This is a genomic window from Janthinobacterium psychrotolerans (assembly GCF_001677885.1).
Lineage (GTDB): Bacteria > Pseudomonadota > Gammaproteobacteria > Burkholderiales > Burkholderiaceae_D > Janthinobacterium > Janthinobacterium psychrotolerans.
In genome coordinates, this window is the sequence record NZ_LOCQ01000056.1 from 260,574 (window position 1) to 273,566 (window position 12,993).

The following is a 12,993-nucleotide window of genomic DNA, read 5'->3' on the forward strand; positions in this document are numbered from 1 at the left end:
GCAATGGCGGCCTCGTCATCTACCATTGTTATTGTATGGAGGCGGCGATTTCGTGTCGCCAGCTACGAGCAACAGGCAAGCCAGGCACGCACTGATCAGATCCGCTGCCCGCCATCGATGGGTATCTCGGCGCCCGTGATATACGAGGCGCGCTCGCTGCACAAAAACTCCACCAGGTCGGCCACTTCGGCCGTGGTGCCCAGGCGGCGCAGCGGGATCTGCGTGTCGACGATGTGCGAGGTGCCTGGCGACAGGATCGCCGTGTCGATTTCGCCGGGCGCAATCGCATTGACGCGCACGTTCATCGGCGCCATGTCGTTGGCCATTTCGCGCGTCAATGACGCCAGCGCCGCCTTGGAACTGGCGTAGGCCGAACCGGCGAACGGGTGCACGCGGTAGCCGGCGATCGAGCACAGGTTGACCACCGCGCCGCGCGCGTTCGACAGTTCCTGGGCAAAGCCGCGCGTCAGCGCCAGCGGCGCGAAAAAATTGGTGTTGTACATCGCCTGCCAGGTCTGCATGTCGGTGGTCAGCGAATTGACGCGCGAGCCGCCCGGCCCTTTCGGCGACACGCCGGCATTGTTGACCAGCGCGTGCAGCTTGCCGTCGGGCAGCATCGGGCGCAGCATGTCGACCATCTGGCCGATCTGGCTCAGGTCCGACAAGTCCATGCAGAAGTGCGTATTGTGCTCGGCGCTGCGCGGACAACCGAGCGGTATCGGGCTGCGCGAGACGGTGATCACGCGCCAGCCCAGGCTGCGGAAACGCTCGGCGACGGCGTGGCCGATGCCGCGGCTGGCGCCGGTGACGATGGCGGTTTTCTGTTCGGCGTCAGTCATCTTGCTCCTTTTCTGTTGTGGATTGCGCGACGGTTTGCGCCATCTGCCGCACATAGGCCAGCAGCTGCGTACCGCCGTCGAGGATGTCGCTCTGTATCGCCTGGCGGGCAGCCGCGCCGTCGTGTGCCTGCAGCGCGTCGAGGATGGCGCGGTGGTGGCCGACCCGCATGGTGGGTGTAAAGGCCGCATAGCCGGCGGCGATCAGCGGCGCGATCTGCATCCACAGATGCTCGACAAAGCGTTTTAATGTCGGCATGCCGGACGCCTGCGCCAGCCCCAGGTGGAAGGCCTGGTTGCACTGCAGGGCGCCGGCTAGGTCCTGGCGCGCGATCGCCGCTTCATTGGCCTGCAACAGCTGTTCCAGCCGCGCCAGGCCGGCGGCGTCGATATTGCGCGCCGCCATCGCCGCGCCCAGGCCTTCGAGTTCCACACGCAGCGCGCGAATTTCCAGGTAGCGCGCCTCGCTCAGCACCGGCACACGAAAGTCGCGCGGCGAGCGCAGCACCAGCGCCTCTTCCTGCACCAGCTGCAGCATGGCGTCGCGCACGGGGGTGACGCTGGTGCCGAGCTGCATGGCCAGGTCGCGGATGCGCAGCCGGTCGTTGGGCCGGAAGCGCCCCGCCGCCAGCGCCTCGCGCAGGCGCGCATGTACCGATTTGCCCAGGTTGGCGTGCGCCAGTTGATCGAGCTGATATGCCATGCCATCCTCATTCAATTTATGATGCATCATACATCAATCTGTTTTACCCTGCTGTTCCTGCCTTTCATGCATTAGAATCACTGGCCTTGGCCCCCCCATGAAAACAGGATAAAACAAGATGACGGTAGTGAACGGCACTGAAACGACGGAACTCAAGCGCGGGCTGAAAAGCCGGCATATCCAGTTGATCGCCCTGGGTGGCGCGATCGGTACCGGCCTGTTCCTGGGCATCGCGCAAACCATCAAGATGGCCGGGCCGTCGGTGCTGCTCGGCTACGGCATCGCCGGCGTGATCGCCTTTCTGATCATGCGCCAGCTGGGCGAAATGGTGGTCGACGAACCGGTGGCGGGCTCGTTCAGCTACTTTGCCGACAAATACTGCGGTCACCTGCCCGGCTTTTTATCGGGCTGGAATTACTGGGTGCTGTATGTGCTCGTCAGCATGGCCGAACTGACGGCCGTCGGCATTTATGTTCAGTACTGGTGGCCGGACGTGCCGACCTGGGTCTCGGCGCTGGTGTTCTTCTGCGCCATCAACGCCATCAGCCTGTTGAACGTGAAGGCCTTCGGCGAAATGGAATTCTGGTTCGCGCTGATCAAGGTAGTGGCCATTATCGGCATGATCGTGTTTGGCGCCTACCTGCTGGCCTCCGGCGACGCCGGTCCGCAGGCCTCGGTGGCCAACCTGTGGCAGCACGGCGGCTTCTTTCCGAACGGCTGGCAGGGACTGGTGATGGCGATGGCCGTGATCATGTTCTCGTTCGGCGGCCTGGAACTGGTGGGCATCACGGCGGCCGAAGCGGACGATCCCCAAACCACCATTCCGCGCGCCACCAACCAGGCCATCTACCGCATCCTGATCTTTTACATCGGCGCGCTGGGCATTTTATTGTCGCTGTACCCGTGGCAGAACGTGGTCACCGGCGGCAGCCCGTTCGTGCTGATCTTTCATGCGCTCGACAGCAACCTGGTGGCCACGGCCCTGAACGTGGTGGTGCTGACGGCCGCCCTGTCGGTCTACAACAGCGGCGTGTACTGCAACACGCGCATGCTGTTCGGCCTGGCAAAACAGGGCAATGCGCCGCGCGCGCTGCTGCACCTGAACCGCCGCGGCGTGCCGCTGGTCGCCCTGGGCGTATCGGCGCTGGCGACCGGCATCTGCGTGGCCGTCAATTACTTCATGCCCGGCGAAGCGTTTGAGATGCTGATGGGTCTGGTGGTCTCGGCGCTGATCATCAACTGGGCCATGATCAGCTGGATTCATTTGCGCTTTCGCGCGCAGAAGAAAATCGAAGGCCAGACCACCCTGTTCCAGAGCCTGGGCTACCCGCTGACCAACTACCTGTGCCTGGCGTTTTTGGCCGGCATCCTGGTGATCATGTTTTTCACGCCAGGGCTGCGGCTGTCGGTGTACCTGATTCCCGTGTGGCTGGGCGTGCTTGGCATCGGCTATGCCATCAGGCAACGCCGCGCCAGGGTCTGAAACCTCATCTGCCCGCTGTCGCCGTCAGGAACACATCGTCGTTCAGCGCCGACAGCATCTGCGTGCGCTGCTGCGCCTTCTGTTCCTGGTTCAGCTGCGTCTGAAGATTAAGTCGCTATGAAAATATAAATATTTCAATTATTTTCACAATGAACATTTTCTGTGCGGAGACGAAATGTCCATTAGAATGCGCTGATGAACCCCCTCATTCGCGCCCCGATGGCCAGCTTCGCCGATTTGCTGTTAGATGCCATCTGCATGGTCGATGCGGACGGGCGCTTCGTGTTTGTCAGCGCCGCCTGTGAACGCATCTTTGGCTACGCCCAGCGCGAAATGATCGGCATGGTGATGCTCGACCTGGTGGCACCGGCCGACCGCCAGCGCACCTTGGATGCGGCGCGCGCCATCATGGATGGCCACGCCCAGACGCATTTCGAAAACCGCTACATCCGCAAGGATGGCAGCCTGGTGCATATCATGTGGTCGGCCCGCTGGTCCGAAGCCGACCAGTTGCGCGTGGCGGTGGCGCGCGACATCACCGTGTTGAAGCAGGCACGGCAAAAGCAGGCGGCGCTATATGCGATTTCCGAAGCGGCCCATGCCTCCGAAGACCTTGCGACCTTGTTTCGCCACATCCACCAGATCCTCGGCGAACTGCTGCCAGCGGCCGGCTTGTACATGACTTTGCTGGACCAGCATGGCCAGCCGGAAGAGTTCGCGTCGCGTGCCGATGAACAGCAGACCGCCCCACCGTGCGACCTGGCCCGACTGCTGGCCGACGAGGTGCTGTCCACTGGCCAGCCACTACGGCTCGGCCCAGGGACCGGTACCGGTCCCGGGAACGGCCACGAACACTGGCTGGCCGTGCCGTTGACCACGGCGCGGCGCACCCTCGGCGCGCTGTTGCTGCATGGCGGCAGCGATGCCGGCAGCTACACGGAACAGGACCAGGAGCTGCTGCAGTTCGTTGCCAAGCAGATCGCCACCGTCATCGAACGCAAGCAGCTGCACGCCCACATGCAGTTCATGGCCATGCACGACGAACTGACCGGCCTGCCGAACCGCCGCCTGTTCCACGACCGCCTGCAAACCGCCTTTGCGCGCGCCCAGCGCAAGCAGGAACGGCTGTCGCTGCTGTTCCTGGACCTCAACGGCTTCAAGCGGGTCAATGACGAGCACGGCCATGCCCGTGGCGACCTGCTGCTGCAGGCGGTGGCCAAACGGCTGAAACAATGCCTGCGCGAGAGCGACACCCTGGCGCGCCTGGGCGGCGACGAATTCGTGGTGCTGCTGGAAAACAATGCACAGGGCAGCGACGTCTTGCTGGTCGAGCAGAAAATCCACGCGGCGCTGGCGCTCGGCTTCGCGCTCGATAACGGGCTCTGCCTGCGCACCACCGCCAGCATCGGCTGCGCGCACTATCCCGAACACGGCGCCAGCACGCAGCAGCTGTTGCGCCATGCCGACCAGGCCATGTATGCGGCCAAGGCGAAGCTGGCTGGCCTCTCAGGCAGCGGCGAAGTGCGCCATCGGCGCGGCACCCAGACGGCCGGTGCCGACGCCGACCCAGGCTGATACGGCAAGCCGGCGCCCCCCCCCCCTTACAAGCCGCTCTCGCGCACCAGCACCCCTGCCGCCTTGCGCGCGGCGCGCCACAATATGCTGCTGCGATCGCCGTCGATATGCGCGGCCACGGGCGCCATGCTGTCCACGCCGCCAAGATCGAGCCGTAACGTCACGCGGTAAACAGCCTCGTTCGCCAGCGACTCGCCCTGCCTGCCGGCACGCGCGGCGATCGGCCCGCCATGCAACGAAGACAACATCGCTTCGGGCAAGGCGCGGCTGGCGGTGCTGTCGATGCCGATCACGGTCGCGTCCATCGCCACGCCATCATTGCGGCGCTCGATCAGGCGCGCATGTGCCCCCTGGCGGACGCGCGCAATATCGGATTCATGCACGAACACCTGCGCCAGCGCGGCGCTGCCATCAACCACCCTGCCCAGCACATGGCCGCGCCCGACCCAGGCGCCGGGATACAGGCCGGTATCGAGATCGCGCACTGCCCCGTCATGTGGCGCCGCCACGGTCAGGCGCCCAGACTCCGCGCTTTGCGCGCTGTATTCCGCCCGGGCTGCCGCCAGCTCCTGTTCCAGCACGCGCGAGCGTTCGTACAGGCCGGGGTTGTCGATGGCGCCGTTAATCTGACGCACCAGGCCGTCGATGCGGCTTTGCAACTGCAGCATTTGGCTGTCGACCGCCGGTGCGGTCAGCACGAACAAGGGCTGGCCCGCCTTGACCTGCTGTCCCTCGGTGGCCAGCACCTGTTCGACGCGAGCCGCCATGGGCGGAAACAGCTGGCCATGCTTGCCAGCGAGCCAATAACCGTCGGCCACCACATCCGAGCGCCATGGCAGGGCCAGTACCACCAGCAAGCCGAGCAGCAGCAGGCCGCTGCGCAGGGCCTTGCCGGACCAGCGCGCCCGCAATTGCCACCACGCGCGCAATTCATTGCACATCGGACGCAGCACGAACCAGCCAATTTCCACTGCAAACAAAATCACTCCCAGCATTTTAAAGAAGAAAAAATACACGGCTGCGGCGATGCCCGTAAACATGATCAACCGGTACAGCCAGGTAGCGTAGGCATACAGCGTGAGACCCCGCGCGCGGGCCGCCAATTGTGGCTCGGGAAATGATGATTGCACCCCAAGCACCGTGCTGCGCAGCCGCCAGCGGGCAATCGCAAAGCTGCGCTCGGACAAATTGGGCACATCGAGCAGGTCCATCAGCAGGTAATAGCCGTCGAAGCGCATGAAGGGATTGAGATTGATGGCCAGCGTGCTGACCCAGGTCACGGCGGCCAGGACATACATGGCGCTCTTGAAGCCGCCGTCCGGCGCCAGGCTCCACAGCAAGGCCGCCAGCCCGGCCAGCATCAGCTCGGCCAACACCCCGGCGGCGCCGATGGCCAGGCGGGCGCGGCGCGAAGTCAGCTTCCAGGCCTCCGACGTATCGGTGTACAACAGCGGCCACATCATCATCAACGCCACCCCCATGGCCGGCACCCGCACGCCATAATATTTGCAGGTATAGGCATGGGCAAGCTCATGCAGCACCTTGGCCAGCACCAGCGCCAGCCCGTAGTACAGGGCGCCCTGCCACGAAAAAAAGTACAGAAAGGTGCTGGAAAAGGCCGACCACTGGTCGAGCACGCGCCACACGCCCAGCAGCGACAACAGGCCGCAGGCGATGAAAAACGCCGGCCGGAACAGCGGCAGCACCCAAGCGCTGGTACGGTCGAGAAAGCCATCGGGCCGCACCAGCGGCACGCGGAAAAACAGGTAGTGGTGCAGCAGCCAGGTCAGCAGCTTGGGCTGGCGCGCGGCCGCCACCTGGTGCAGTTGATGGCGCAGGTGCGGGTGGTCGGTGCGCAGCAATTCATTCATTTGCAGGAAACGCTGCACATCGAGCACATCCTCGGTCGCTGGCGCCAGCGCGGTTTCGCGCGCCACCGCCGTGCACAACTCGCCGGCCCGCATGCCGCCGCGCCAGCGCGAGAGCAATTCGAATTCCAGCCAGCCGAGACGGAAAAACCGGTTGCGCACGGCGTCGTACACGTGCCAGTGCGGCGCGCCGTCCAGGCCGGGCGGTGCCGGCTGCAGGGCCAGGTCTTCGCGCAAGGGGCCGAGCAGTTCCAGCGCGGGGTCAAAGTCCGTCATCGGAGACGACCGCAAAACCCAGCCGCCGGTACAGGCGGCTGGCACCGGCATGTTCGATCACCAGGCAAGCGGCGCCGGGAAAGCTGGCCTGGCAGGACGCGGCATGGGCTTTTTGCTGCATGTCTATCAGCGGGGCGACCGTGGGGCCGCAGCGCGGAATCGGCGGCCAGAGCCTGCAAGTCGTTGCAGGTGAAAAGGTTCAGTGCATCGAAAAAATCCTGGTCCGAGGGCGCACCCGGACGTAACAGCACTGCGGCAGGCGCGGGGGCGAATGGCATGACAAACCGGGCAATATTCATCATTATGAAATGTCCACATTATATTCTCTTCACTTATCAATATTACAGGCAGATACAGAGAATCTGATGCGTGCGCGAGACATTATTCTCCCGCTTATCGAGTAGTGTCGTCAAGAAAGAAACAACGTCACAAAATATAATGCCGAGGCCGTCTAATATTGCTTTACAGCAGCTACAATAAATACCAAAAAGCAGCACGCAATTTTTGGGTTGTGATATTTGGTGATAATTACTATTTTGAAATTGCACCGTATTTCTGGTATTACCTTTTTTGACATCCATATCTTGCGGCGACACGACCGGGTATCCTGGCAGCGGCGCGACATCAAGGAAACTGCGATGACCCGATACGACGACAGCAAACCAGCCGCCCCCCCTGCCGCTATGCCTGCCCGCCCCGGCTCCGCGCGGTTGCGGCCATCGCGCAGCTTGCTGGCGCTGGAAACCCGCATCGTCTTCGACGGCGCCGCCGCCGCGCTGGCCGAGCCGCACGACGCCGCTGCCGGGCTGATGCACAAAGCGGTCGCCGGCCTGCCGGTCGATGCGGCGCGCGCGCCCGCCGCTGCTGCGGCTGCTGTTCAGGCCAGCGAGCGGCCGCCGGCCTCGTCCCCGGCGCCGGAACGCGCGCCTGCGGAACCGGCCGCCACTGCTGCTGATACTGGTGCTGATACTGCTGCGGCGGTCAATACCATCGTCTTCGTCGATGCCTCGGTGGCCAACCCGGCCGCCCTGCTGGCCGGGCTCAAGCCCGGCACCGAAGTGATCATGCTCGACAAGAACAGCGACGGCGTGCAGCAAATCGCCGACGCCCTCAAGGGCCGCCACGGCCTCGACAGCATCCAGATTCTGTCGGAAGGCAACAACGGCCGGATGCTGCTGGGCTCGACAACCCTGGCCGACAGCAATATCGAGACCTACCAGGCGGCACTGGCCGGCTGGGGCGGCGCGCTGCGCGCTGGCGGCGATATTTTGTTGTTTGGCTGCAACGTCGCCAATACCCCCACCGGTGACCACTTCGTCAACCGGCTGGCCGCGTTGACCGGTGCCGACGTCGCCGCGTCCACCGACGCCACCGGCGCCGCCGCGTTGGGCGGCAACTGGACGCTGGAAAAACATACCGGCGCCATCGAGGCCGACAAGGCCCTGGGCGAGCGCGCCATGGCCGACTATGACGGTTTGCTCCTTACCGGCAACGGCACGGCCAACGGCGACTACGATTTTGGCGGCACCCTGAGCGCCCCCCTGACCGGCGCCAACGTCGGCTTCAAGAAGCTCAACGACAAACTGCTGGTCAGCAGCTTCCTGTCCAAGGTCGGCACCCAGCTGTATGCCAACGACACCAATGCCAATAGCGACGGTTCCGTCATCACCGCCGTGTTCAAGGCCGAAGGCACGACAGTGGCGAAAACCTTCACCTTCAATGACTTCTCGTTGAGTGTTACCGACCCCGGCGGCTTGCACCTGCGCTATTTCGACCAGCTCGAAGTCCTGCTCAAGGATGTCAATGGCAATACCATCGGCTCGGCCTACAAGATCGCCAACGGCACCACGCCGACCATGGGCACCGCGATTACCAAGCTGAGCACGCTGCTCAATAACGGCAACGAGTGGTCGGTCAACGGCGTCGCGTCGGTGACGATCACGGCCAGTCTGGTGCTCAACGCCACGCTCGGCAAGCAAGGCGGCTTCGGCACCGAAATCAACTTCGAGTCAATGAAGATGAGTAATATCGCTGCGGTCGCGGCCAACGTCGCTCCCACCTTTGTCGGCGCCACCACCACGCTGAGCGCGCCGCAGAACGGCGTGTCCCTCACTGCCAACGACCTGTTCCATGTCAGCGACACCGACAGCGGCCAAACCCTGACCTGGTCTTTGGATAACTCCGTCAACGCCCAACACGGCACAGTGAGCCAGAGCTTCCAGCAAGGCAGTTCGGGCGGCACCGACATCACCCCGCTCGGAAGCATCACATATACCCCGGTTGCAGGCTATGTCGGCACCGATACGTTCGCCGTCAAGGTGAGCGACGGCACCAGCACCACCACCCGCATCATCACCGTCAACGTCACGCCAACCACCCCCGGCACGCCCGACCTGTCGGCCGGCACCGACAGCGGCAGCAACCAGGGCGACAATCGCACCAACGCCGGCAGCCTGACCTTCTCCGGCACCAGCGGCGCCGACGATACCACCAGCACCGTCAAGGTGTTCCTCGATGCAAACAGCAATGGCAGCTTCGACAACGGCGAAGCCACCGCATCGGCCACCGTCGGCAATGGCAGCTGGAGCGTCAGCAACCTCTCTACCACGGGCCTGGCCGATGGCGCCTACACCGCCTATGCGATCGTCACCTCGGCCACCGGCGGTATCAGCAGCGCCCGCAGCGCCGGCCTGTCGGTCGTCATCGACAAGACCACGCCCGGCACGCCGACCAACGCCAGCGCGCTGCTCTCCGGTTCCGACAGCGGCAGCTCCAATGCGGACCGCCTCACCAGGACCACCAATCCAACCATCCGGGTCAGCCTGACCGGCACCAACGCGGTGGCGGGCGACAAGGCCGAGCTGCTGCTGGGCGGCGCCGCGCTGTCCACCCCGGCGACCGCGACGGTGACCGGCACCGATATCAGCAACGGCTATATCGACGTGACCATTACCAGTGGCACGCTGGGCGTCGATGGCAGCAAGACCATCACCGCCCGTGTGACCGACGTGGCCGGCAATGTCGGCACGGCTGGCGGCAGCGTCAGCTTCACGCTCGACACCAGCGCGCCAGGCGCCCCCACCACGGCACTGGTGCTCACCGCCGCCACCGACAGCGGCAGCTCGGCCACCGACGGGCGCACCAGCAACACCAGTCCGTCGTTCCAGGTGAGCCTGGCCGGCACCAACGCGGTGGCCGGCGACACCATCGAGCTGCTGCTGGGCGGCGCCGCGCTGGGCACACCGGTACTGGCAACGCTGAGCGCCAGCGACATCACCCGCGGCACGATCGACCTGAGCCTGGGCAGCAATACGCTCGGCAGCGACGGCAGCAAGACCGTCACCGCCCGCGTCACCGACGTGGCCGGCAACATCGGCACGGCCGGCGGCGCCGCCACCATCGTGCTCGACACCACCGCGCCGGGCGCGCCTGCCGCCATCGCGATGACTGCCGGCTCCGACAGCGGCAGCTCCAACGCCGACGGCATCACCAATGTCAGCACGCCGGTCATGCGCGTGTCGCTGACCGGCACCAACGCGGTGGCCAATGACACCATCGAGCTGCTGCTGGGCGGCGCCGCCATGTCCACCCCGGTACGCGGCACCGTCAGCGCCACCGATGTCAGCAACGGCTACATCGACGTCGCCATCACCAGCGGCAACCTGGGCAGCGACGGCGTGAAGGCGATCACCGCGCGCCTGACCGACGCAGCCGGCAACACCGGCTCCGCCGGCGGCGCGCTGAGCTTCACGCTCGACACCACCGTCAACGCGACACCCGGCGTGCCCGCGCTGAGCAGCGCCTCCGACAGCGGCCGGTCGAACTCGGACCGCAACACCAACGTGACCACCCCGACCATCACCGGCACGGCCGTGGCGGGCAGCACCGTCAGCTTGTACGACTCCGACGGTTCCACCGTGCTGGGCACGGCGCTGGCAGATGGCAGCGGCGCCTGGAGCATCACCAGCAGCACGCTGGCCGACGGCGCCCACCAGTTGAGAGCCCGTTCGACCGACGCGGCCGGCAACATCAGCCTTGCCTCCGCCACCCTGGCGATCACCATCGATACCAGCGCGCCGGCCCAGCCGACCGCGCCCACCCTCGACACCGCCAGCGACAGCGGCAGCTCGAATTCGGACCGCATCACCAGCATTACCACGCCCACCATCAGTGGCTCGGCGGAAAATCTCTCGACCATCACCGTGTACGACAGCGACGGCACCACCGTGCTGGGCACCACCACCGCCAACGGCAGCGGCGCCTGGTCCATCCCCAGCAGCACCCTGGCCGACGGCGTCCACAACCTGACGGTAAAAGCGACCGATGCCGCCGGCAACACCAGTGTGGTGTCGAGCGCGCTGCAAATTACCATCGCCACCGTCGGCGTGGCGCCCACCGGGCTGGCGCTGGCCCCAAGCTCCGACAGCGGCGTGTCAAGCGTGGACGGCATCACCAGCATCACCATGCCCACCGTCACCGGCACCGCGCCAGCCAACAGCATCGTCACCCTGTACGACAGCGACGGCAGCACCGTGTTGGGCACGGCTACCGCCACCGGCGGCACCTGGAGCATTACCCCCACCGTCGCACTGGCCGAGGGGGCCCACACCCTGACGGCCAAGGCGTTCGACCTGGTGGGCAACACCAGCGCCGCCTCCAGCGTGCTGGCCATTACCATCGACACCCGCGCGCCCGGCACACCGACCAGCCCGCTGGCATTGGCGGCCGGGTCCGACAGCGGCACCTCAAACATCGACCACCTCACCCGCATCACAAATCCCACCGTGCGCCTGAGTCTGGCGGGCACCAGTGCCGTGGCGGGCGACCGGGCCGAACTGCTGCTGTCCGGGAATGCCCTGGGCACGCCCGCGCGCGCCACCTTGACCACGCAGGACATCAGCAACGGCTACGTCGACCTGGTCGTGACGGCCGGCGACCTCGGCGCCGATGGCGGCAAGCCCCTCACCGCCCGCGTCACCGATGCGGCCGGCAATGTCGGCAGCGCCGGCGGCGCGCTTGCCATCACGCTCGACACCACAGCACCGGCAGCACCAAACGCCCCGGTATTGGCGCTTGCTTCCGACAGCGGCGCCTTGAACAACGACGGCGTCACCCGCATCACCACGCCGGTCATCACCGGCACCGCCGAAGCGGGCAGTCTGGTCACCCTGTACGATACCGACGGCACTACCGTGCTCGGCACAGCAGTCGCCACCGGCGGCGTGTGGAGCATCACCAGCAGCGCGCTGGCCACCGGCGCGCACAGCTTGAGTGTCAAGGCAGTGGATGCTGCCGGCAACACCAGCGTCGCCTCGCCGGCACTGGCGATCACCATTGACGCCACCGCCCCCGCAGCACCAAACGCGCCAGCATTGGCGCTTGCGTCCGACAGCGGCGCCTCGAACACCGACGGCGTCACCAGCGTCACCACGCCTACCTTCACCGGCACCGCCGAAGCGGGCAGCACGGTCACCTTGTACGATACCGACGGCACCACCGTGCTCGGCACGGCAGTTGCCACCGGCGGCGTGTGGAGCATCACCAGCAGCGCATTGGCCACCGGCGCGCACAGCTTGACAGTCAAGGCGGTAGATGCTGCCGGCAACACCAGCGCCGCCAGCGCTGCGCTGTCCATCATCATTGATGCCACCGGACCGGCAGCACCAGACGCGCCGGTATTGGCGCTTGCGTCCGACAGCGGCGCCTCCAACACCGACGGCGTCACCAGCGTCACCACGCCTACCGTCACCGGCAGCGCCGAAGCGGGCAGTCTGGTCACCCTGTACGATACCGACGGCACCACCGTGCTGGGAACGGCAGTTGCCACCGGCGGCGTGTGGAGCATCACCAGCAGCGCACTGGCCTCCGGCGCGCACAGCTTGACAGTCAAGGCGGTAGATGCTGCCGGCAACACCAGCGTCGCCTCGCCGGCACTGGCGATCACCATTGACGCCACCGCCCCCGCAGCACCAAACGCGCCAGCATTGGCGCTTGCGTCCGACAGCGGCGCCTCGAACACCGACGGCGTCACCCGCATCACTACGCCAACCTTCACCGGCACCGCCGAAGCGGGCAGCCTGGTCACCTTGTACGATACCGACGGCACCACCGTGCTCGGCACAGCCGTTGCCACCGGCGGCGTGTGGAGCATCACCAGCAGCGCATTGGCCACCGGCGCGCACAGCTTGACAGTCAAGGCGGTAGATGCTGCCGGCAACACCAGCGCCGCCAGCGCTGCGCTGTCCATCATCA

7 protein-coding genes are annotated in these 12,993 nt (G+C 65.5%); 3 read left to right on the forward strand and 4 right to left on the reverse strand.

The features are described 5' to 3' along the window. Nucleotides 1–95: 95 nt before the first annotated feature. Together ASR47_RS15310 and ASR47_RS15315 are read right to left on the reverse strand one after the other, a co-directional pair. A complete protein-coding gene (locus ASR47_RS15310) occupies nt 96–839 on the reverse strand; it encodes an SDR family NAD(P)-dependent oxidoreductase (protein WP_065308639.1) in 744 nt (247 codons plus the stop codon). Next, on the reverse strand, nt 832–1,539 hold the full coding sequence (locus ASR47_RS15315) for a GntR family transcriptional regulator (protein ID WP_065308669.1): 708 nt from the start codon (nt 1,537–1,539) through the stop codon (nt 832–834). Before ASR47_RS15315 ends, ASR47_RS15310 begins: the two co-directional genes overlap by 8 nt. 118 nt (nt 1,540–1,657) lie before the next feature. On the opposite strand from ASR47_RS15315, the gene ASR47_RS15320 reads away from it, so the two are divergent. Then, nucleotides 1,658–3,022, forward strand: coding sequence for an amino acid permease (locus ASR47_RS15320; RefSeq protein ID WP_065308640.1), 1,365 nt, complete (start codon nt 1,658–1,660; stop codon nt 3,020–3,022). 195 nt (nt 3,023–3,217) lie between these two features. After that, a complete protein-coding gene (locus ASR47_RS15325) occupies nt 3,218–4,597 on the forward strand; it encodes a diguanylate cyclase domain-containing protein (protein WP_082988952.1) in 1,380 nt (459 codons plus the stop codon). Between the two features lie 26 nt (nt 4,598–4,623). Here the strand turns inward: ASR47_RS15325 and ASR47_RS15330 are convergent, their stop codons facing one another. After that, nucleotides 4,624–6,741 carry an HlyD family efflux transporter periplasmic adaptor subunit gene (locus ASR47_RS15330; protein WP_065308642.1) on the reverse strand — a complete coding sequence of 706 codons (2,118 nt, stop codon included), beginning with the start codon at nt 6,739–6,741 and terminating at the stop codon, nt 4,624–4,626. Further along, nucleotides 6,728–6,862, reverse strand: a complete 135-nt coding sequence (locus ASR47_RS28165; protein ID WP_281218442.1) for a hypothetical protein — start codon at nt 6,860–6,862, stop codon at nt 6,728–6,730. The genes ASR47_RS15330 and ASR47_RS28165 overlap by 14 nt, the downstream gene beginning before the upstream one ends. A 517-nt stretch (nt 6,863–7,379) precedes the next feature. Between ASR47_RS28165 and ASR47_RS15335 the strand changes: the two genes are divergently transcribed. Next, on the forward strand, nt 7,380–12,993 hold a 5,614-nt coding region (locus ASR47_RS15335), incomplete at its 3' end, for an Ig-like domain-containing protein (protein WP_150127819.1).

Excerpts from the sequence above, each read along its gene's own strand:
- ASR47_RS15310 (WP_065308639.1), bottom strand. The coding sequence starts at position 839 with ATGACTGACGCCGAACAGAAAACCGCCATCGTCACCGGCGCCAGCCGC.
- ASR47_RS15315 (WP_065308669.1), bottom strand. The coding sequence starts at position 1,539 with ATGGCATATCAGCTCGATCAACTGGCGCACGCCAACCTGGGCAAATCG.
- ASR47_RS15325 (WP_082988952.1), top strand. The coding sequence starts at position 3,218 with ATGAACCCCCTCATTCGCGCCCCGATGGCCAGCTTCGCCGATTTGCTG.
- ASR47_RS15320 (WP_065308640.1), top strand. The coding sequence starts at position 1,658 with ATGACGGTAGTGAACGGCACTGAAACGACGGAACTCAAGCGCGGGCTG.
- ASR47_RS15330 (WP_065308642.1), bottom strand. The coding sequence starts at position 6,741 with ATGACGGACTTTGACCCCGCGCTGGAACTGCTCGGCCCCTTGCGCGAA.
- ASR47_RS28165 (WP_281218442.1), bottom strand. The coding sequence starts at position 6,862 with ATGCAGCAAAAAGCCCATGCCGCGTCCTGCCAGGCCAGCTTTCCCGGC.